The 22,368-nt window shown below is 51.6% G+C and carries 17 protein-coding genes; 7 read left to right on the top strand and 10 right to left on the bottom strand.

Annotated features, from left to right (window positions below; all coding sequences use genetic code 11):
• Positions 1-18: 18 nt before the first annotated feature.
• On the bottom strand, positions 19-861 hold the full coding sequence (gene murI / locus F7231_RS04650) for a glutamate racemase (protein ID WP_166691191.1): 843 nt from the start codon (positions 859-861) through the stop codon (positions 19-21).
• A 148-nt stretch (positions 862-1,009) separates the two neighbouring features.
• Between murI and F7231_RS04645 the strand changes: the two genes are divergently transcribed.
• Positions 1,010-2,740 (top strand): IlvD/Edd family dehydratase, encoded by a 1,731-nt coding sequence (locus F7231_RS04645; protein WP_166691064.1) that lies wholly within the window; start codon positions 1,010-1,012, stop codon positions 2,738-2,740.
• Positions 2,741-2,743: 3 nt separating this feature from the next.
• On the top strand, positions 2,744-3,517 hold the full coding sequence (locus F7231_RS04640) for an SDR family NAD(P)-dependent oxidoreductase (RefSeq protein WP_085414472.1): 774 nt from the start codon (positions 2,744-2,746) through the stop codon (positions 3,515-3,517).
• Between the two features lie 86 nt (positions 3,518-3,603).
• Here F7231_RS04640 and F7231_RS04635 read toward each other — a convergent pair whose 3' ends face one another.
• Positions 3,604-4,812, bottom strand: a complete 1,209-nt coding sequence (locus F7231_RS04635) for a saccharopine dehydrogenase family protein (RefSeq protein WP_166691063.1) — start codon at positions 4,810-4,812, stop codon at positions 3,604-3,606.
• 363 nt (positions 4,813-5,175) lie between these two features.
• Here F7231_RS04635 and F7231_RS04630 point away from each other — a divergent pair, with 363 nt between their 5' ends.
• Positions 5,176-5,820 (top strand): TetR/AcrR family transcriptional regulator, encoded by a 645-nt coding sequence (locus F7231_RS04630; RefSeq protein ID WP_229364970.1) that lies wholly within the window; start codon positions 5,176-5,178, stop codon positions 5,818-5,820.
• 106 nt (positions 5,821-5,926) lie between these two features.
• On the opposite strand, the gene F7231_RS04625 is transcribed toward F7231_RS04630, so the two are convergent.
• Positions 5,927-7,222 carry an aminopeptidase P N-terminal domain-containing protein gene (locus F7231_RS04625; protein WP_166691062.1) on the bottom strand — a complete coding sequence of 432 codons (1,296 nt, stop codon included), beginning with the start codon at positions 7,220-7,222 and terminating at the stop codon, positions 5,927-5,929.
• A gap of 206 nt (positions 7,223-7,428) precedes the next feature.
• Here F7231_RS04625 and F7231_RS04620 point away from each other — a divergent pair, with 206 nt between their 5' ends.
• Positions 7,429-8,883 carry a S8 family serine peptidase gene (locus tag F7231_RS04620; RefSeq protein WP_166691190.1) on the top strand — a complete coding sequence of 485 codons (1,455 nt, stop codon included), beginning with the start codon at positions 7,429-7,431 and terminating at the stop codon, positions 8,881-8,883.
• 36 nt (positions 8,884-8,919) lie between these two features.
• Here F7231_RS04620 and rfaD read toward each other — a convergent pair whose 3' ends face one another.
• Complete coding sequence (rfaD, locus tag F7231_RS04615) at positions 8,920-9,885, bottom strand: ADP-glyceromanno-heptose 6-epimerase (protein ID WP_166691061.1); 966 nt, start codon at positions 9,883-9,885, stop codon at positions 8,920-8,922.
• Positions 9,886-10,256: 371 nt separating this feature from the next.
• Between rfaD and F7231_RS04610 the strand changes: the two genes are divergently transcribed.
• Positions 10,257-10,673: a 6-pyruvoyl trahydropterin synthase family protein gene (locus tag F7231_RS04610; RefSeq protein WP_085414476.1), complete on the top strand. Its 417-nt coding sequence runs from the start codon at positions 10,257-10,259 to the stop codon at positions 10,671-10,673.
• Positions 10,674-10,786: 113 nt separating this feature from the next.
• Positions 10,787-11,911 (top strand): lipid-A-disaccharide synthase, encoded by a 1,125-nt coding sequence (gene lpxB, locus F7231_RS04605; RefSeq protein ID WP_166691060.1) that lies wholly within the window; start codon positions 10,787-10,789, stop codon positions 11,909-11,911.
• A gap of 27 nt (positions 11,912-11,938) precedes the next feature.
• Here the strand turns inward: lpxB and F7231_RS04600 are convergent, their stop codons facing one another.
• The 3 genes from F7231_RS04600 to F7231_RS04590 form a co-directional block, all read right to left on the bottom strand.
• Entirely contained in the window at positions 11,939-12,805 is an 867-nt protein-coding gene (locus tag F7231_RS04600; protein WP_166691059.1) for a PP2C family protein-serine/threonine phosphatase, read from the bottom strand.
• A gap of 315 nt (positions 12,806-13,120) precedes the next feature.
• Positions 13,121-13,714 carry a 1-acyl-sn-glycerol-3-phosphate acyltransferase gene (locus F7231_RS04595; protein WP_085414479.1) on the bottom strand — a complete coding sequence of 198 codons (594 nt, stop codon included), beginning with the start codon at positions 13,712-13,714 and terminating at the stop codon, positions 13,121-13,123.
• A gap of 325 nt (positions 13,715-14,039) precedes the next feature.
• Positions 14,040-17,171 carry a glycosyltransferase family 117 protein gene (locus tag F7231_RS04590; RefSeq protein ID WP_166691058.1) on the bottom strand — a complete coding sequence of 1,044 codons (3,132 nt, stop codon included), beginning with the start codon at positions 17,169-17,171 and terminating at the stop codon, positions 14,040-14,042.
• 769 nt (positions 17,172-17,940) lie between these two features.
• Here F7231_RS04590 and F7231_RS04585 point away from each other — a divergent pair.
• Positions 17,941-18,444 carry an Lrp/AsnC ligand binding domain-containing protein gene (locus F7231_RS04585; protein WP_085415262.1) on the top strand — a complete coding sequence of 168 codons (504 nt, stop codon included), beginning with the start codon at positions 17,941-17,943 and terminating at the stop codon, positions 18,442-18,444.
• On the opposite strand, the gene F7231_RS04580 is transcribed toward F7231_RS04585, so the two are convergent.
• The 3 genes from F7231_RS04580 to F7231_RS04570 form a co-directional block, all read right to left on the bottom strand.
• Entirely contained in the window at positions 18,429-19,208 is a 780-nt protein-coding gene (locus F7231_RS04580) for an SDR family NAD(P)-dependent oxidoreductase (RefSeq protein ID WP_085414481.1), read from the bottom strand. The two genes, F7231_RS04585 and F7231_RS04580, sit on opposite strands and share 16 nt — an antisense overlap.
• Positions 19,209-19,313: 105 nt before the next feature.
• Complete coding sequence (locus tag F7231_RS04575) at positions 19,314-20,129, bottom strand: phytanoyl-CoA dioxygenase family protein (protein ID WP_085414482.1); 816 nt, start codon at positions 20,127-20,129, stop codon at positions 19,314-19,316.
• A 263-nt stretch (positions 20,130-20,392) separates the two neighbouring features.
• The gene (locus tag F7231_RS04570; RefSeq protein ID WP_166691057.1) at positions 20,393-22,084 is read right to left on the bottom strand and encodes a helix-hairpin-helix domain-containing protein; all 1,692 of its coding nucleotides are present in this window, start codon (positions 22,082-22,084) and stop codon (positions 20,393-20,395) included.
• Positions 22,085-22,368 lie beyond the last annotated feature (284 nt).

Below are 22,368 nucleotides of genomic sequence, written 5' to 3'. Positions count from 1 at the left end.
CTCGATTACCGGATCGATTCAGAAATCGATCTTCTCAGCCGAGACGGATTGCCCCCAGAATACGCTGGCTTGTCGGCTGAATTCGGTGGGTGAATCAGTGGTCAGAAACCGTCGCGTTCCCTGCTGGCTGCATTGCGCGGCCAGATCGGGGTGACGTTGCAGGTAGTCGATCAGGCTGTACGCCACGATGGGTCCCTGACTGATGGGCTGGATGGTTGGTGGCAGCAGAGCACGCAGTTTGGGCAGTAGCAGCGGATAATGCGTGCAGGCCAGCAACAGTGTGTCGATTTGTGGGTCACGGGTAAGCAGCCGGTCAAGATGCTGTTTCACAAAGTAATCGGCACCGGGGTGATCATACTCTCCATTTTCGATCAGCGGCACCCACATGGGGCAGGCTTCCTGCGTAATGACCAGTTCAGGAAAGAATTTCCCGATTTCAACCAGGTACGATTCCGACGTTACGGTGCCGTTTGTGGCCAGAATACCCACATGGCCCGTTTTGGTGTATTGCCCAATGGTTTCGGCCGTGGGGCGAATCACGCCCAGCACCCGGCGGGCAGGCAGCGCATCGGGCGTTGGACCAGGATATAACCGGGGCAGATCGAGTTGCTGAATATTTCGTAACGCCTTGGCCGATGCTGTGTTACAGGCCAGAATAACCAGCCGACAGCCTTGCTCGAACAGGTACGTGACGCATTCGAGGGTGTAGTCATATACCGTTTCAAACGACCGCGTTCCGTAGGGCGTCCGGGCATTGTCGCCCAGGTACAGGTAGTCGTAGTCGGGCAGGGTTTCAACCAGCTCACGCAGTACGGTAAGCCCGCCGTAGCCCGAATCAAAAACACCAATGGGTTGATTAATCAAAGTATTGACAGTCGTTTAAAAGAGTACAAAGTCCTGAAAGTCGACTTATGGATAGGCGTTTCAAGATAAATCTGCTAGCATTACCTGGCAAAGAAACGACATCCAAGACTTTGTACTCTTTCAAAACGACTTTCAAGACTTAAAAATGCGTTCACAAGAATGGTTTGGCCGGACCGGGAAAGACGGCTTCATCTACCGCGCCTGGATGAAAAACCAGGGCTTCCCCCATCATGAGTTTGAAGGTAAACCGGTTATTGGCATCTGTAATACCTGGTCGGAGTTAACGCCCTGCAATGCCCATTTTCGCGAACTGGCCGAAGCCGTTAAACGCGGTGTATGGGAAGCAGGCGGTTTTCCGCTCGAATTTCCCGTCATGTCCCTGGGCGAATGTCAGATAAAGCCCACGGCCATGCTCTTCCGCAACTTGGCCAGTATGGATGTAGAAGAAAGCATTCGGGGCAACTCTATCGACGGAGTTATTCTGCTTTGCGGTTGCGACAAAACAACGCCTTCGTTGGTGATGGGGGCCTGCTCGGTCGATATTCCTACCATGGTTGTGTCGGGTGGACCTATGCTGGCCGGTCGCTTTCAGGGCCGAAAAATAGGTACGTCTGACCTCTGGCGCTTTGCTGAAGAATATAAAATGGGCCGGATGAGCCAGGCTGAGTTCATTGCCGCCGAAGCCAGTATGGCCCGCAGTCAGGGGCATTGCGCCGTAATGGGAACAGCTAGCACCATGGCCGCTATGGTAGAAAGCCTGGGCCTGTCGCTCCCCGACAACGCCACAATCCCGGCCGCCGATTCGCGGCGCAAAGTGCTGGCGCACATGAGCGGTGTACGAGCCGTTGAACTGGTGCGCGAAGGGCTGACCCCCTCGAAGCTGCTGACTCGAAAGGCATTTGAAAATGCCATTATGATTAACTCGGCACTGGGTGGCTCTACCAATTTTATTCTGCACCTGATGGCCATCGCCGGCCGCCTGGGTACGTTGGGCGATGACGTTCAGCTGACGCTGGACGATTTCGACCGATTGTCGGCCCAGATTCCGTTACTGGCCAACCTACAACCCTCGGGCGAGCATTTCGTGGAAGATCTGTTTTATGCCGGTGGCCTGCCCGCCGTTATCCGCGAGCTTCTCCCCCATTTGCACGCCGATGCGCTGACAGTAAATGGCAAAACGCTGGGCGAAAATTGCAGCGATGCCCGCTGTTATGACCCTGCTGTAATTGCCACGCTCGACAAACCGTTCAAACCCAATTCGGGCATTGCCGTACTGCGCGGTAACCTATGCCCGAACGGAGCGGTGATTAAGCCATCGGCCGCCACGCCCGAACTGATGCAGCATACGGGCCGCGCGGTGGTCTTTGAAGACATCGACGATTATAAAAAGCGCATCGACGACCCCGAACTATCGGCAGGTACGTATCCGCTCGAGCCGGGCTGCGTATTAGTTTTGAAAAATGTAGGCCCGCGTGGCTATCCAGGCATGCCTGAAGTAGGGAATATGACCCTCCCCGCACGGATGCTGGAGCAGGGCGTTCACGACATGGTTCGCATATCGGATGGCCGAATGAGCGGTACAGGCTTTGGCACGGTGGTACTACATGTGTCACCCGAGTCGGCGGTGGGTGGCAATCTGGCCCTGGTGCAGAACGGTGATCTGATTACACTCGACGTTCCCAACCGGAGCCTGCACCTGCACGTGTCGGATGAGGAACTGGCACTTCGTCTGGCGCAATTTATACCGCTCGACCTGGGCTACCAGCGCGGCTACGTGAACATGTTTATCCGCCACGTAACGCAGGCGCATGAAGGCGTCGACTTCGATTTTCTGCGGGGTAGTTCGGGCAGTGAAGTACGCCGCGATTCGCACTAAGCTATGACATTCCAACACCAGACGGCGATTATTACCGGTGCCGGGCAGGGCATCGGCTTCGCCATTGCCCGGCATCTTGCCCAGCAGGGCGCAAACGTAGTGCTAAACGATTTCGACTTCGCACTGGCCGAACAGGCAGCGTACGCGATTCGGGAGGCCGGCGGATCCTGCATTGCATATTCCGGCGATGCAGCTGATGTGACGTTCATCCGGCAGCTAGTCGATACGGCCGTAGGTACGTTTGGGCGGCTCGACATGGCAATTGCCAATGCCGGCGTAACGGTTTTTGGCGACCTGTTCACTACCACCCCCGAAGCCTTCGCCACGATTGTAAATCTGAACCTGCGGGGTACGTTCTTTCTAATGCAGTCGGCGGCAACGCAGATGCGGGCACAGGGCCGGAATGAGGCAGGAAGTGGCGGCCGAATTATGTTGATGTCGTCGGTAGTAGGTCAACTGGGACATCCGGGCCTGCCTGTATATAGCATGACAAAAGCCGGGTTGCAGATGCTGGCTCGTCAGTCGGTGATCGATCTGTCGCCGCACGGCATAACGATCAACGCCGTTGCGCCCGGAGCCACCCTCACCGAACGCACCACCGACGACCCGACTTATAGTCCGGTCTGGTCGCGGATCACGCCAATGGGGCGCCCGGCTACAGTCGACGATATTGCGGCGGCAGTTTTATTTCTGCTCTCTCCACAAGCCAGCCACATCACGGGTCAAACCCTCACCATCGACGGTGGCTGGACCAGCGTGGGTATCCCGCCAATGTAATGCGTTTGCTGTTTGACGTTGCGCTGCTAAACAACCAGATCGTGAATCAGCAGCGCAACGTCAAACAGCAAACGACAAACTAAAATCTAGTATTCGTGCGGAAGGGCTACGTTTACCGCATCCTGAACAGGGAGGCCCTGCTTGTTCATCTGCTCGATGAACGGATCGGGATCCAGTTCTTCACAATTCCAGACGCCGGGTTTTAGCCAGACACCTTTTACCAGCAGCATCGCGCCAATCATGGCAGGCACGCCCGTTGTGTAACTGACTGCCTGTCCGCGTACCTCTTTATAGGTCTCGGCGTGGTCGCAGTTGTTCCAGATATAGTAGGTCTTGTCCTGACCGTCTTTGATTCCTTTGATCTGGCAGCCGATACTTGTCTGACCCGTATAGTTTTCACCCAACGAATCAGGAGCAGGCAACACCGCTTTCAGGAACTCGAGCGGAATCACGTCCATCCCCTGAAATTTTACAGGGTCAATGCGCGTCATGCCTACATTTTGCAACACCTCCAGGTGGGTCAGGTACGCTTGACCGAAGGTCATCCAGAAGCGTGCCCGTTTCAGCGTTGGGAAGTTTTTAACCAGCGACTCCAGCTCCTCATGGTACAGCACGTACGACTCTTTGGGGCCGATTTCGGGGTAATCGATGGGCTTGTGAATGCTCATCGCCGGAATTTCGATCCACTCGCCGTTTTCCCAGTACCGACCAGGCTGCGTAATCTCACGAATGTTTATTTCGGGGTTGAAGTTGGTAGCAAACGCCTTTCCGTGGTTCCCCGCATTACAGTCGATGATATCTAGGTAATGCATCTCATCAAACTGGTGTTTGGCAGCATAGGCCGTAAATACCTGCGTAGCACCGGGGTCGAAACCACAGCCGAGCAGGGCCATAATACCGGCATCTTCAAACCGCTGCTTGTAGGCCCACTGCCAACTGTACTCAAATTTAGCCACATCTTTCGGCTCGTAATTGGCCGTATCCATGTAGTGGGTTTTGGTGGCCAGACAGGCATCCATAATGGGAAGGTCCTGATAAGGCAACGCCACATTGATGACAAGAAACGGTTTCACTTGCTCGATGAGGGCGATCACCTCATCCACTACATCGGCATCGACCTGCGCAGTTGATAGAGTAACATCGTGCATCGCCTTGATCTCATCGGCAATTTTGTCACATTTTGATTTGGTGCGGCTGGCAAGCGTGATGGACGTGAATACATCAGCGTTCATTGCACACTTATGCGCAACTACGCTACCCACACCACCAGCTCCAATAATCAGCACATTGGCCATATTAGTATGATTGTTTTCTCATTAAAAACTCCGTTACAAAGATACATAGATCACATAGAGGGTCGTTACGCTCCTACCTGACACTATGTCCGTGTGATAAATCTTCCTAGCAAAGCTGCTATTCGTTTATCAAATTTAAGAATTGTACGTTTTTGTGGCCATTTAGGCACTAATTGTCAAAAATATTGACAATCAGTTAGTTAAAAAGTGCTCAATTACGCCTCTTATCTACACTATTTTATAGACAGTAACTTAAAGTAGAATTAATTTTTAACGTTACCAATTGGTAACATGAGACTAATTGTACAGTTTTGTTGCGAACCTATTCTTTATTGAGTAACCATCCCCTAAAACAGAGTGACTATGAAGCAGGTAAAAAGACGTAACCGGGCCATGACTATGGAGCGCATCTTGCGCGCCATGGGCGACGTAATGGCTGAGAAAGGCACAAAAAAGGCAGGTATCAACGCTGTTGCTGAAAAAGCAGGCGTGAATAAGGTCTTAATCTACCGGTATTTCGGCGGCTGGAATGGCCTGCTTGAAGCCTATGTTCAGCGTGGATTTTTCCTGTCCATGTTTAATGACCGGTTCCTCGATACGGTTCCGTCAAATCCAGGCTCAGAAGAACGCAGCAAGATCTGGTCCGAGTACGTGATAAAACTGGCGCGTGAGTTCCGCAGCCGTAAGTCGTCGCAGGAGTTGATTCGCTGGGAAATGCAGAATGGTGAAACTGAACTGGCCCGTCGGCTATCGGCATTTCGTAATGAATCGTACAAGAAAATAATCGATAAGTTAGCTCCTTTCCCTGCCTATGATCCAACTGCCCTGACGGCAATTGTACTGGGCGGTGTAACATACCTGACCCTGGTCAGTGATAATCGCAATAAAGTAGTAGATATCGACGTAAGCACCGACGAAGGTTGGGAACGTATTGAGACGGCTGTTCGGCGCATCTTCAGTAGCCTCAGCCATGCCCTAAACGCTCAGGAAACAACTACAGCGAAATAGATAGCTATAGCTGGTAACTCCTACACAATATCCCGGCCTAAGAAGTGGTCTTCTTCTGCCTCTCCCTTCGCTAGCGATCAGGAGAGGCAGAGGAAGACCACTTTTTTTATTCGTTCATAAGTGTCTCTATTTCATCGGCCTCCAGCGGAATGTTGGCCATCAGGTCAATATTGCCCGACTCAGTGATCAGGATGTTGTTTTCCAGTCGAATACCGATTCCTTCTTCACGGATGTAAATGCCAGGTTCGCAGGTAAAGACCATGCCGGGCTCAAACCGACGGTATTTATTGCCTACGTCGTGAACATCCAGTCCCAGGAAATGCGAGGTACCGTGCATGAAGTACTTTTTGTACAATGGCGCGTCAGGGTCCTGCTTCGCCACCTCGTGTCGGTCGATGAGCCCTAGTCCAATCAGTTCGCTTTCCATCAGCTTACCGACTTCGCGGTGGTACTCGTCCCAGATGTTACCCGTTACCAGCATGGCCTGCGACGCTTTCATTACCCGCAACACGGCATCATACACCGCTCGTTGCCGCGGCGTAAACCGACCGCTGACCGGAATGCTCCGGGTCATATCGGCATTGTAGTTGGCGTATTCCGCCCCCAGATCAAGCAGTAGCACCTCACCGGCTTGGCATTGCGCCGAGTTTTCTATATAGTGCAGCACACAGGCGTTCTTGCCCGACGCAATGATTGGCGTATAAGCCGCCCCGCGCGAACGATTCCGTAAAAACTCGTGCATCATTTCGGCCTCGATCTCGTACTCCCAAACGCCTGGTTTTACAAACTTCAGCAGTCGTCTGAACATGCCATCGGTGATGTCGCAGGCCCGTTGCAACAGGTCTACCTCAATGGGCGATTTGATAGCCCGAAGCTGATGCATCAACGGGGCAAGTCGGCCCAGTCGATGCAAGGGGTAGGTACGTTTAAAGTCAGCAATATAGCGGTCATCCTGCGTTTGCACCGACAGGCCGTTGCGGGTGTGCTCGTTGGTGTTCAGGAATACGTGGTCGGCTTCGAAGATCATCTGCGTGAAGATGCTGTCGAACTGACTCATCCAGTATACCTGCTTTTGCGGAATGCCCGATACTGTTTCTGCCTCAGCTTTGGTTAATTTGTGGCCCTCCCAGATTTCGATATGCTCGCTGGTTTCGCGCAGGAAGAGCACCTCCCTGAACTTTGGATCGGGATGCTGCGGGAAAATCACCAGCCGCGATTCTTCCTGATCTACACCAGTTAAGTAAAATAGGTCGTTATTTTGCCGGAACGGCATGCTACCGTCGGCGTTTGTGGGCATGATGTCATTGGCGTTCAGCACAGCCATTGCCTTTTCGGGCAGTAACTGGGCCAGTCGCTGACGATTTTGCGTAAAAAGCGAGTTGTTGATGGGCAAGTAGCGCATAAATTCAGTTTACCACCTAAGGTGTATTAAGTATCATTATCCTGCATTCGATTTATCATTCGGTTGGCAGGTACGTTTGGGCTGCAACTTCCGGCATCCAGACCAAAACCGCAACCTTACCCATAAAAATTGTGCGTATATCTCTCATTCTCCTGCTACTCCTGCTGACAAAATCAGTGCAGGCCGGACCCGGAAATTTCTGGATCATGCTGACCGACAAGCAGATGACCGATGCACCAGCACTCTCACCAGCTGCCTTGGCTAATCGGACTGCTCAACAACTGCCTATCGACGATACGGATCGTCCGGTGTCGGAGGCTTATTTAGCTAAACTGGGCCAGCTTGGTATTCGGATCAACTGCCGGTCGCGCTGGCTCAATGCAGTATCGGCCTCGCTCACCCCAACACAGCAGAAGCAGGTTGCACAACTTCCCTTTGTGCGCGAGGTTCGGCCCATCGATCCATCTATTGTTGTTACGACCCGGCCGTCTGCCCATACTGAACGGGCTAAACTGGCTCCCGTGATGTCGCAGATTCAGGCGTCAGCCTTCGCGACTGAGAATCTGACCGGCCGATTTGTGCAGGTAGGTGTCGTTGATGCTGGCTTTTTCGGGGCCGATTCAGCGGCGGTACTGAAACCCATCGCAGCGCGGGGCGGCTTTCGGCAGGTACGTGACTATGTAAACCGCCCAGCTACTCAGAACAACCTCTTCCGTACGCTAGAAACCATGTCGGATATGCATGGGACCGAGGTGCTGGCAGCCATTGGTGGGTACGATCCAGTCGGTAATCTGCAACTGGGCCTCGGCTACGACGCCACCTTTTACCTGGCTCGCACCGATGCCGGCAACAAAGAGTTTCGGGGCGAAGAAGACAATTGGGTACAGGCCATTGAATGGCTCGACAGCCTGGGTGTGCGGCTGGTCAACACATCGCTGGGCTATGCCAAAGGGTTTTCAAATCCCAGCGAAAACTACCAGCCTGCTCAGATGGATGGACACACCAGCCTGATTAGCCGGGCCGCCCAACTCGCAGCCGACAAAAAAGGCATGCTGATCATCGTATCGGCAGGCAACGAAGGCGACGACCGGGGCTGGCGCGTGATTAGTACGCCGGCCGATGCCGAGGGCGTAATTGCTGTAGGGGCAACTAACTCAAAACTGTGGAATCGCATTGGCTATAGCAGTATCGGTCCCGAACCACTCCCCTACCTGAAGCCTAACGTTTCTTGCTTTTCGCTCTACGGCACGTCACTGGCGGCACCGGTTATCACTGGTTTCGCTGCCTGCCTCATGCAGGCGAATCCCAAATTAACTAATCGGCAAGTACGTGAGGTTATCGAAAAATCGTCACACCTGTATCCTTACGGAAATAATTACGTGGGATACGGCGTACCCCAAGCCTCTCGGGCGCTGGCGTTGTTGCGGGGTCAGCCCTTACCTGAAACAGCCAGAGAGGTAAAAGCAACAGGACGGAAAATAGTGCTCACACTGCCCACTACCGAATCGGTGGTATCGGTGTTTCGCAAGAAAGACGCCACACACGTGCTGCAACAGGAAGCGGCCCGGGTAAATAAAGGGCAGTTAACTCTACACCGCCAGGCGGGTGAGCAGTTTACAACCGTTGATCTGAAAAGCGAAGTAATTGAGGTAGTCTGGTAACGCAGCCTAACGGGGCAGGCTGTGTAAAGGCGGCAACTACATGTACTTGCCCGACTGCAGGTACGTTCTGACGTAATCAGCAATCCCCTCTTCCAGTGAATGAAACGGGCGTTCGTAACCGATCGACCGTAACTTGCTCATATTTGCTTGGGTGTAGTACTGGTACTTATCGCGAATATCGGCGGGGGTATCGATGAAATCGATCTGCGGTTCACGTTCCATTGCGGCAAACGTACTGTTGGCGAGATCGAGGAAGGTGCGGGCTTTGCCACTACCCAGGTTATAAATACCTGAATTACGGCGGTGGTGCATAAGGAAGAGGCATACTTCGACCACATCTTTCACGTACACGAAATCGCGCATTTGGCCGCCATCCGTAAAATCCGGGTTGTGCGACCGGAATAGCTTCATGCGCTCAGTCCTGGAAATCTGATGGTAGGCATGAAAAATGACCGACGCCATCCGCCCTTTATGGTACTCGTTGGGACCATATACGTTGAAAAACTTCAAACCCGCCCAAAAAAACGGCTTGCGCTCCTGCGCCAATGCCCAGATATCGAACTCGTTTTTCGATTCTCCGTAGGGGTTCAATGGCTTCAACTGAGATATGACCGACTCGTTGTCATCGTAGCCAAATTCCCCTAAGCCGTAGGTAGCAGCCGAGGAAGCGTAGACAAGAGGAATCTGATAATCGATGCATTTCTCCCAGATCTTCTTCGAATAGGCGACGTTCAGATGGTCGAATATGGCATAATCAAATTCGGTAGTGTCGGTCCGGGCACCAATGTGGAACAGGAATTCTACTTCCTGATAATTGGCGTCGAGCCAGTCGAAAAACTGCTCGCGCTCCACAAACTCCTGAATCTGTTTACCGTCGAGGTTAGGCTTCTTGTCGGGGTTCGAGAAGTCATCGACAGCAATGATATAATTGAAGTTTTCCGCGTTTAACTTATCAATCAAACAACTGCCTATAAAACCGGCAGCCCCCGTCACAATAATCATAGAGAACTTCTGTTAAACGTCTGGCCTATGTGTATTCCTGAATGTAAATTGTACAGATTCCGAAATTGGACTGTAAAGGTACGGGCTTTGGACAGACTAAACCATAACGTATTCTTTTATTAAATAGTACTATTCTAATACCTATGCAACTATTTACCTACGATCGTATGCTTTGCTCCGATTCTGTTGCAGCATATAAATAAACAGTCTATTGTTTTTTCCGGCTCACGATCGGCCTCACAATAAAGGGATTATCGGGAAAGTGAGCTTTGGCTTTGTTTGTACTTTACCGCTATCGGGCAAAAAGCCGTACTTTTGTGACCCAAAACAGTCGGCGTTATCTGGCAACCGCCGCAAACTAACCAGATAAAATGGTATATATCAGTCGAAAAGAGCATTTCAACGCCGCCCACCGGTTGTTCAACCCCAACTGGTCTGACGAGCGTAATAAAGAAGTTTTTGGTCCCTGTGCGAACCACAATTGGCACGGTCATAACTTCGAGTTGATCGTTACGGTGAAAGGGGAACCCGATCCTGACACTGGGTTTGTCATTGACCTAAAGGTGTTGGGTGATGTGATCAAGCGGGAAATTATTGAGCAACTAGACCACAAGAACATCAACCTGGATGTGCCCTTTATGCAGGGTAAAATGGCTAGCTGCGAAATTCTGGTGATGGAAATCTGGCGGTTACTCGAGCAGGCCTTATCACCGCTCACGGAGGCCCGGCTGTATCAAATTCGCCTCTATGAGACCGAGCGTAATTTTGTTGATTACTACGGCGAATAGACCAGGTAGCGATGAATGAGCCACCAGTATCCATGGTTTTACGGCTATCTAATTTTCCCATAGAGCAGCGCCATTGATCCTGGTTGCCTCTTCATCGTGATCTGCAGACCCTTATGACCTATTACATCATTGCTGGCGAACGTTCGGGCGATTTGCATGGCGCCAACTTGATCCGGGCTATCAGGCAGCACGATACCGAAGCCCAGGTACGTGCCTGGGGCGGTGAGCAGATGGAGGCCGCCGGCGCTACCCTGGTCAAACACTACCGAGACCTGGCGTTTATGGGCTTTTGGGAAGTGGCCAAGAATCTGGGGACTATTCGTAAACTGATGCGAGCCTGTCAGACCGATGTGTTGGCACACCGCCCGGATGTATTGATACTAATCGATTACGCGGGATTCAATCTGCGGATGGCAAAATGGGCCAAAAAACACGGAATTCGCGTTTTTTACTACATTTCGCCGAAAGTGTGGGCCTGGAATCAGCGTAGGGCGTTAGCAATCAAAGCAACCGTGGATCGGCTGTTTGTGATCTTGCCCTTCGAGAAAACATTCTTCCGTACGTATGACTATGAAGTCGAGTATGTAGGGAACCCTCTGCTTGATGCACTGGTCAACCACCAGCCCGCCCCCAACGTGGTGGCGCGGTTGAAGCAGGTCGATAAGCCCCTGGTTGCGCTACTTCCCGGTAGCCGCCGTCAGGAGATTGTATCGATGTTGCCCGTAATGCTCGAAACAACCCGGCAGTTTCCGGACTATCGGTTTGTAGTAGGTACCGTCAGCAACCTGCCCAACGAACTGTATGACCAACTGCTGGCCGACTACCCTCTGGTTGAACGGGTAGCCGATGCGGCCTACGACCTGTTATCGGCAGCTACGGCAGCACTGGTCACCTCGGGTACGGCCACCCTCGAAACTGCTTTGTTAAATGTGCCACAAGTGGTCTGCTATCGCACGTCCTGGCTTAGCTACGCCATTGCCAGTCAGGTAATTGCCGTGCCGTACATCTCGCTGGTCAATCTTATTGTCGATCGCCCTCTTGTCACCGAGCTTATTCAGAACGACCTAACGCCCCAGCGCGTTGGCGCCGAGCTAACAATGGTGCTACCCGGGGGAGCTCGCCGAGCCGACGTGTTGGCTGGGTACGTTGACCTGCATGAACGAATGGGTTCACCAGGTGCGTCAGAACGAGCAGGGGCATCGATGGTGGCTACGCTGCGTCAATTAATGAATAGCTGATCGCCGAATTCAGCGGCAAAACCGCCCCTACAGCAGCATTCGCTGAAACCAGTTCCGATTTTCCCTTTCCAGGGCCTCCTCCCCCTCCGATAGCATATACTGGAAGGTCTCCATGCTGTTTTCAGGCGTACTGACGCGTTCAGCCCTGATTGGTGACTGGCCAGGCAGTTCGGAAAGCGATTCAACCGCTGCTACGTGAATCATGTAGCCCGAATAATTATCAGTTGATTGCTCAGCACATTGGTCGAGTAGTACGGCTACTTTCTGGCGGTCAGTCAGCGTACGGCTCAGCAGAGTTTGAGCCAGATCAGTGCTGGTAAACGCTTCCAAAAACCCAGCGGTACAAAGGAAAAAGTAGTCGTCGGCTGCTACATCCTGCGTTTCATAAACGTCCGGTTTTGCGGGCAGCTTGCTCCCCTGTATTGACTGAGTCAGTACCGCCTGCTCACTCGTTGCCCGATTGTTGGGAATCTGATAAAGAATTTGCCCGGCGCGGATATGATACACCCGGCTGTCTCCGATGTGCGCTATTGTCACGCCTCGCTGATGCAAACTCAGAAGCGTCAGGGTTGTTGACATACCTGCTAAATTGGCCTCAACTTCTTCGCGGATTGCCCGATCGAACGCCTTTTCCACCGCATTAATTGCCCCCTGCAGGTACGTTACATCGACGTGTTCTGTCGGGTGAGTTCGCATATAGGCCTGTAGTGTCTCCGCTGCCAAAAGGCTGGCCAATTCGCCCTGTTGCTCACTTCCCTCTCCGTCGCAAACCAAAAACAGTCGGTCTGAATCGGTAGCCCGCTTAGCGGTTGGCAGTATGTAATCTTCGTTTTTACTGGCCCGGCCCTGCCTGGTAAAACCCACTGGTGTATGTATAACTACTACTCGGTTCATACGCTGCGTTTGCTTTCGTGTAGTTGCTGGAAACTCTTACGAGGTATAAGCTCACATTTCAGATCTCCGCCCGGTGAGCAGACCGCCCCGATCAGGGATTTCTCGACGCGCGATTCTTTCGATCAGGCAAAAACAGGCCTTATTAATCCGAGTCGCTCGGGTTATCAGCCAACAAACTACACAGCGATATCAGGCGGCCGTACGCCACCCTGCTACAGAATAAAACTATCTTGCCTACCGATTTAGTATAATTAAATTAGCAACTATAGAGGTCGCACAGCGAGGTAGGACATTGAATTACAAAGCCAACGAATGTTATCTAACAGCTGAAGCGGAAGAAGGAGAGGGAATTTCGCCCGTTTGCTCCCAATTTTGCAGCCATGTTTTATGAGGTTCTGCCAGGCCTGCGAAGAACTGATAAAAGGGCAGCATATCGCGCTGAAAATCGCCCGTCACGTACAGAGGCTCACTGAGCACGATCTCTTTGCGTGTCCAGTCGAACCCAACCAAAATTAGGGGAACGTTGGCTTTTTGAGCCATGTAGTAGAAACCCGTTCTAAGCTTGCTTACGTCGCTGCGTGTACCCTCGGGGGCAATACACACGTGAAGGACTTCGTGACGATTAAACGTTTCAGCCACCGCGTCTACCAGATTGTTTGCTTTATTTCGGTAAACAGGTGTACCACCGAGTCCACGAAATAGCCAGCCGCTATACCAGTGGAACAAACTGCTTTTTGCCAGAAAACCTATGTAAATACCGACCTCATGCCGAATCCAGAGGCCAAGTGGAAAATCCCAATTGGTACTATGTGGCGCAACAACCCAAAGTGCTTTTGGCACCGTTGGGTGAGGCCCAACGATCTTCCAGCCCAGGAAGTGGTAAATTCGGGTGAGGATAGCCCCAATCATTGGCAAAAACCTGTTTACAGTGGTCCAAAAAAATAGTGTCTATACTTCGACGTCTAAAATTACTTAAACGTTGAACTATAGACACTACCAGGTTGAACTTTACTAATAATTGCGCTCCTTGCTCACCAGCCAACGGCCAGTGATGTAGGAGGCGATCAATAAGACAGCGTAAAAAATCAGGGTACCAATGGTCGAAAGCGTGTCGTGTGTCATGATTGTCAAAACGGAACTAAAGGCCAGCCAGCGAAGCCAGCGCGACTAATTGAGCAACTGTGTTGGTGCAAAGATAAAAAGAAAACGGCCCCTGCACAGGGGCCGTTTTAGGTTAATTACCAACGATGGCCAAATGCTTTTGCAGGAGGGCTTCGTATTTTTTGGACAACTCAGGCTGTTTGGCCTCCTTATAGGTCTCTGCCAGCATTTGCAGTCCATACAGATCGGCGTTCGTTTCGCCAGCTGTCCGGCCTGTTTTTTCGTAGTACGTCAAATTTTCGTCAGCGCGGCGGCTCATCGTATCGGCAATATGGCTGGCCTGTTTCAGATCACCCACTTCAAGCAGTAGCCGTACATAACTGGCCGATACCTGATCGTAGGGGATACTCTTATCGGGCAGCACGTTCAGGCTCCGGTCGAGCACCTGTTTAGCCTGCTCTTTTTTACCTTCCCGAAGAAGCTGATCGGCCAGGCGGAAGAACGCGATCCGAGCCGATACAACCGGCGATCCCTTGTAAGTCTCGTCGTAGTAAGTATTCGGGTTGTTCATCTCGCGCCATGCCATCCGATTCATCATGTTTTTGTACATGACATCGCTGTTCACGTACCCATCCTGCACACCCGGAATAGCAACAGGCATCAGTCGATAGGCATAGCCTTCCAATTGCATATGATCCCGCAGGTTCAGATAGCTTTCGCCGCCGAGAGTTGCCGAGAAATAAATCGGCCGCTGCCAATTGTTGGCGGCAATCATGTCGAGAATGATCAGGTCAGGCTTATACAAGTTACGCTCACCGATAGTCCACTGCAAGGTGTCTTTCAGGTACGGGCGCAGCTCGGCAGGCACAAAGCCAGCTTTGTCAACGGCGGCCTTATCGATAGGCAGGAATAACGTCGACGACGGCAAGGTGTTCGCCATTTCACCGGTTGTCAGCGGCACCTGAATTGCCGGGCTCCCCTGTTTGATGAGGCTAATGTACTGGCGCAGGTCGATTCCACTCTTTACCGACGGGTTGGCATAGTAAAGAACAATGTCATTCTTGCCTTTATTGAACTGCTCCATCTCCAGCGAAATAGGCAGCGCCTTCGACTCATACGTATCCCGTTTCATCTGCTGAATATACCATTCGGTACCCAGCAGGCTCAGGTTGCAGACCCGCACGTCGCGCCGGATCCCTTCCACTTCCTGGGCATACCACAGCGGGAATGTATCGTTATCACCACCGGTGAACAAAATGGCGTTGGGTGCGCAGGAGTTCAGCAGGTTTTTGGCAAAATCAACCGAGTGGTAGCGGTTCGACCGGTCGTGGTTATCCCAGCTTTGAACGGCCATCATAACCGGTACAAGCAGGAATACGGCGGGCACGAGCGCATTCCGGAGTGTGGCGTTTTTGATGAATGAGTTTAGACCTTCAGCAATCGACGTAACACCCATGCCTACCCAGATGGCAAAGAAATAGAACGAGCCAACGTAGATATAGTCCCGTTCGCGCGGTTCCGACGGAGGTGAGTTCAGGAAGATTTGTAGCGCAACGCCCGTAAAGAAGAACAGCAGCAGAACAACCAGAAAATCGCCCCGCCGACGGAACGCCTGATAAACAATACCAAGTAGGGCGAGTACCAACGGCAGCATATAAAAATTATCGCGGCCTTTATTAGTCTGTAATACTTCGGGCAGGTCTTTGTTGCTCGAGAAAGGCGTCAGGTAACCAGCCCCTTCAATGTCGCTTTCCCGACCGGCAAAGTTCCACATCAGGTAGCGGGCCCACATGTGCCCCAACTGGTAGGTAATAAAGAAGTTGATGTTATCACCAAACGTAGGCTTCTGTCCCTCGGCCAGATTCAGCCAGCGGCGGTATAGCTGCGGGTGGTTCTGCTGCGTGCTCCACACCCGGGGAAACAGCATCTGATCGCCTTTTTCGTACGTATAAACCGGCTTGTAATCAAAGATTTCATAGCCCGTTTTATTCTTCATGTAGACCGGCTCCAGCTTACTCTTATCGCTTTCCTGACCCGTTGGTTCAGCGGTAAAAATGGGACCATAGGTCAACGACCGACTACCGTATTGCTCCCGCTTCAGGTACGATATGAAGTTCAGTGCATCACTTGGGTCGTTCTCATTAATGGGCGTATTGTAGTTCGAGCGAACCAGTACCTGGATGAATGATGCGTAGCCAATAAGCACAAACGCAAAGGCCAGAAGACCCGTATGCAACGCCACATTCCGTTTCCGTGCCGACCAGATGATCAGGTAGATAAGAGCGCTGAAAAAGACGACAACAAAGGTGATGACACCCACATTGAAGGGCAAGCCCAGCGTGTTCACCGCAAACCGTTCAACCGCGAAGGCCGAACTTGGCAGACCCGGAATAACCCCGGCGTTGATCACACCCAGGAATGCCATGCCGATGCTGAACGATAAAACGGCACCCCAGGTGGTTGGCTGGGTGTACTTGGTAGCAGGTACAGTCCGCAGCAGCATAATGAAGGCACCAACCAACGCAGCCATGTAAATACCCCGCCAGATCACGTCTTCGAGGAGTAACAGGCCCAACATCAGCATAACACCCAACAGCAATGTTGCGATCAAATCGCGGGGCGACACGCGGTTAAAGTGCTTGTAGTAGAACAGCAACGCCAGCGCAGGCAGCGTAACGAGGTTCAATAAGTGAACACCGATCGACAGCCCCGTCAGGTAAGCGATAAGCAGAATCCAGCGGTTGGCCGTGGCCTCATCTTCAATTCGCTCCCAGCGCAGCGCGGCCCAAACCACGATGGCTGTGAAAAAAGAAGACAGACCATACACCTCAGCTTCGACCGCCGAAAACCAGAACGTGTCTGAAAACGTGTATACCAGCGCGCCAACGGCACCAGAGCCAACAACCAGCAGTGTGTCGGCGGTGGTGTATTCAAATTCGGCCTTGTCAAGCGTTTTCTGCACCAACATGGTGATCGTCCAGAACAGGAACAGGATCGTGGCGGCACTCGACAGTACCGACACCATGTTGATCCAGAAGGCCACCTTTGTTACGTCGCCCCCGGCGAAGAAGGAGAACAGACGTCCTAACAGCAGAAAGAGTGGTGCGCCCGGCGGGTGGGGTACCTGTAATTTGTAAGCACAGGCAATGAACTCGCCGCAGTCCCAAAAGCTGGCTGTACGTTCAACGGTTAACGCATAGGTAACCAATGCCACCGCGAAAATGAGCCAGCCCGTCAGGTTATTCAGGCGTTTGTAGGAAAGCATGTTTGTGTAGAGATTGAACTTTAACTAATGCCCAAAAATAGCGAATTAAGGGCCAATGGGGCTGTTAATTATTCCTAAAGGAGGAGAACAGCCTTTAAAAGCGCCGTAATATCAGGATAAATCGGGTTTGTATCGCTATGCGCCGACAGTAGCAATCAACGGCCGCTGACAGCGCCTGAGCTACCACACGGCTCAACTAATCAGCTTTTTATCCGTTTTTTGGGGCAGCAACGTACCCAGCGGCCGGGTACAGACAATGCGAGCTATCGCGTAGGAGCTGCAAGTTGTAGCTACCAGTGTAGTGACCAGGTACGTTCTGGAGCTTGGGGGCTTTTCAGCTCTGGCTTAAATAAACAACGCCGGCCTCAACCTGAGCCGGCGTGTCGTAATTACACTTCATCAACAAACTAAAAACCAAAAAGCTGTAGGAGGGGGACTCGAACCACCCACGGTGCGGTTAGCTACAGTACAACATCTGGTGGTCAACCCCAGTCGCTCCGAAGAAACGAATTCCGCAAAGCGGCATTATGCTGCGTTTATCCCTTATCACCACCCCCGAGACAGGAGGGCACGTCTGCCAATTTCGACACCCTACAATGAATTAACTTGTCTCGTTACACGTACCCGGGCGTCTCAACTCCCTGATTAACTTGACAATGCAAAGATAGAGCAGCTGCTCGTTTCATTGCAAGTATTTTATAAAAAAAGCTTAAAATTTACGGTTTAGACAAAATATATCTATTTTTGTTAACAATTCATCAAAATGACTATGGAAAAAGCGGCCAAAAATTTAGAAATTGATAACGTCGATCTGAAAATATTAAACTTATTGATGCAGGATGCGACAATGGCCTATACCGAAATTGGCAAGCGCATCTTCGTATCAGGGGGTACCGTGCACGTGCGCATGAAGAAAATGGAGGATATGGGTATTGTGCGTGGCTCACAGCTCATCATCGACCATACCAAGTTAGGCTGGGATATCAGTGCCTTTTTGGGGATCTACCTCGATAAGAGTTCACTCTATGGGGAGGTTGCCGAGCAATTAATGAAAATCCCCGAGGTTGTGAACATTCACTACACCACGGGGATTTACAGCATATTTGCAAAAATCGTCTGTCGCGACACGTTACACCTACGTCAAGTGCTACACGACAAAATTCAGAAAGTGGTGGGGATTCAGCGAACCGAGACGTTCATTTCCCTCGAAGAGAGCGTCAACCGGCCCGTTCCGTTCACGGAGACTAGCATGGTCAATCAGGATTCTTTATAAATCTTGTAAGCCGTTTTTTCAACTATCCCTTTTGGTAACAGCCAGGCAGCAAACGCACCCAGCTTGTTGATGCCGCCCGTTATCACTTCAGCCTTGCCCGCCAGCATGGCCGCTACCGACTGCCTGGCAACTGCTTCGGGTGTCATGGTAATTTTCTTGGCGGCTTCGCGGGCTTTTGCATTAATCTGCGCCCGATCATTGAAACCCGTATCGGTAGCACCGGGACTGATACACGTTACACTGACCGACGTACCTGCTAATTCATGGTGCAGACCACGACTAAAATTCAGCACAAACACTTTGGTAGCGGCGTACAGGCTCATTCCCGGCAACGCCTGATAAGCTGTAGAACTGGCAATGTTCAGCACGTACCCACGCGTTTGGCGACGCAATTCGGGCAGTAGCAATTGAGTGAGTTGTACCAGCGAAGTCATGTTCACCTGCATCATAGCCAGATTGTCACTCAATGAGTACTGCTCAAATTGACCGCTCAGTCCGTAGCCCGCGTTATTGACCAGCACACCCACTTCATAATTGTTGCCTTTACACCAGTCGACCACCTGCTGAGGTGCTGCCGGATTTGACAGGTCAACAGCCAGGAAGTCGACCTTTACCTGGTAGTCAGCCGCGAGTTGGCGGGCTAGTGCCTGTAGCTGATCGCCCGAACGGGCTACCAGTAAAAGGTTATACTTACGCTGAGCCAGTTCAGCGGCAATTGCCAGGCCGATACCCCGGCTGGCTCCGGTAATGAGTGCGTAGGACATAAAAAAAGTTTGTGGTTTGTCGTCTGTGGTTTGTGGTTACTCTGCCCATAAGCGAAGCAACTACAAACCATAGACAACAAACCACAAACAGTTAGTTGATATGCGTTAAATGTTCACCTTCTGGATGAAGCGGTGGTAGAATGGCGTTTTGCTAAACTCATTCTTTGGCTTGTATTTACCCGTAACTACGGGTACGTACATTACCCGGCGGCGGCTAGCCTCACCCATCAGCGGCGATTGCTGCACACGGTGCCAGATACGACCATCATGAACCGTAAGATCGCCAGCCTGAATATCCAGACCTACCTCCCGCGGATCGGGGTTGTTGTCGACAAAGTATTTCTTGCCGAACAGCATCCGGAATGTGCTCTGCTTGTGCGTGCCGGGCAATACGCGCAGACCACCATTTTCCATAGGGCAATCATCCAGGTGAATGCCTACGTTCAGCATAGGCATGATCCGCTGACCCAAGAAGATATCGCGGGGGCTGTCGGTATGCCAACCCATCTGCGAATACTGGCTGTTTGGGGTACGAACGTAGTTGTTCAAAACCAACCCGTCTTTCTCGTTCTCGCCCATCCGGCCTTCATAAGGCTGAAGCAGGTCAACGACTGTCTGTAACCGGGGGTCCTGCAGGAATTCGTGCAAAACCTGGCTTGAATGCGACAGAAAACAGGACCGCTGGATGACCTTGTTGCCAGCCTCATCGCGACCGAATTTAAGCGGCACACCGTTGATTTTGTCACGTCCTTCAGCAAGCCATTCCTGCTCGATGCGGGTCAATTCACTAAGAAATAATTTTACAGTATCGCGGTTCAGGAAGTTCGGAAAAATGATTATTCCGTGCTTATCAAAAAAATTCTTCTGTTCTGCGGTGAGTGATTCGCCCAGTTCAAACTTAGGGCATTGCAGTTTTCTCATATTGGCGACAGTTGTAACTGTGTACGATCAAGGAAGCTACGTGTTGAATTTTGGGGTCTAAATTAAGGATACTAAGCCAGTCAAACCAAACAATATTTATATGAATGTTCGGATTCGATGATAAAATGCGCTTTAGACTGGCTGGAGTGTAATTCAGGCTACAAAGTTTATACAGAAAATTGTGGCTTCAACTTTAAATCTGATTAAATAAAAAATTAGACCACTACAAATAGTACTTTTCCGCGTTGTTAGCGACTCAATATTTACTTAGAAATGTAGTCAATCACGGATTCGAGTGAAAGCGCATTGAATGTCATCGCCTTGGTTAGTCCCCCTTTTCTGGCCGCGTACACACCATAGTGCATGTCCAGTAGCCCCCGCATCTCGTGCGCATCCGGATTGATACTCAGCATAACCCCACGTTCCATAGCGTATTCGATCCAGTGCCAATCGATATCAAGGCGGTATGGACTGGCATTTATTTCAATCACTACCTTGTTGGCGGCACAAGCATCGATTATTGCACGGAAGTCGAGCGGGTACCCTTCGCGGGCAAGCAATAGCCGCCCCGTTGGATGGCCCAATATAGTCGTGTACGGGTTTTCAATGGCCCGTAGCAACCGAGCGGTGGCTTTTTCCTGGGTCATGTTCAGGGTCTGATGCACAGATGCCACTACGTAGTCGAAAGTAGCAAGTACGTCATCCGGATAATCCAGCGACCCGTCGCCCAGAATATCTGACTCTATGCCTTTCAAAACCCGGAAATCGATACCCGCGGCTTTGTAGTCTGCGTTGATTGCGTCGATTTCCAGTTGCTGGTCCGCAACCCGTTCCGGAGTAAGGCCACCAGCGTAACTGGCAGTTTGCGAATGATCGGCAATACCGAAGTAGCTCAGGCCCAACTCATGAGCGTAGTCGGCCATTTGTCGAAGGGTGTGTTTACCGTCCGACCAGGTGCTGTGGTTATGAAGCGTCCCCCGCAGGTCGTCCCAGGTAATCAGATCAGCGGGGCTGTAGCGTTGCGACCAACTGAAAGCCTGTTCATTCTCACGCATTTCAGCTGCCACAAACGGCAAGCCGGCCTGCGCATAGATCGTTTCCTCGGTAGACCCTACCGACGCATTCAAAGCACTTTGCAGCAGCGTTTTGCCCGTTGGTCCTGTTTCCCGCAAGTGCGCCTCGGTTGCCGACCGAATGAATAACTGCTGATCAAACTGGGTAGCGGGGTACGTGATAATAGCTACCCGGACATCGGTGCTCTCTGCCCGTCCGCGCCAGGCAAATGGCGATGATGCAGGTACGTCCTGAGTAAGACCAGGCTGTGCATTCAGGTACGTCTGCACAGCCACCGGGTCGTCGGATTCAACCAGCAGTTCTACGGTATCTACTTCAATGGCCCGCCAACGTACCTGACCACTGACTGCCACCCGGCCCAGCGGAGCCAGTTCGTCGCAAAGTTGCGTAGCCAACCGGTCAGCCTTGTCCATACGTACCTTTCCAGACTGACTTTCCAGAAAATCCAGGTTGTCGAGAATATTCTGCTGAATTTTTTCACCAAATCCCTTGATCACCGCCACACGCCCTGTTTCGCTGGCCTGCCGCAGATCGCGTAGCGTTTCGATACCAAGCTCATGCCAGAGCGTTTTCACTTTTTTCACGCCCAGCCCCTTTATCCTGAACATATCGAGCACGCCGGGGGGTGTTTGACCCAGCAATTCGTCAAGTTCCGTCAGGTGACCAGTATCAACAAATTCCCGGATTTTAGTCGCCACCGTTTTACCTATTCCCGGTAGCTTGATCAGGTCAGCAACGGATTGTTCGGTAAGGTCGTCGGTTACTTTTTCAAGCGAAAACGCCGCACCTGAAAACGCTTTGATCCGAAATGGATCTCCGTTGTGGAGTTCCATCAGGCGGGCGGTCAGTTCAAGGCTGTCAATTATATCAGAATTTGTCATGCACGGCTATACGTTAGAACCTGCAAAATACGGCATTCCCTCCTACTCTACCCTGCCTGCAGCGACAATTCGGCCGCGAAATCGTTGGTTGACAAATCAAGGGTGAACGAGCAAATCTGGCGGTTTAGTCTACGTATTTCGAGTTCCTATTACGCTAAAATCCACTCTACGGGGTGCGCCAGCTTATTTTTTTCTCCACAATCGACAGCCTACCGTGGACCTGTCATAGTCAGTTGATTGACTCCTCTTTCACCCTAGCCTAACCTGACTCGCCACGAATAGTC

Origin of the sequence: Fibrivirga algicola (genome assembly GCF_011742925.1) — a bacterium.
Classification (GTDB): Bacteria; Bacteroidota; Bacteroidia; order Cytophagales; family Spirosomataceae; genus Fibrella; species Fibrella algicola.
The sequence above is the reverse complement of the archived record's forward strand: the minus strand, read 5'-3'. Positions and strand labels throughout refer to the sequence as shown.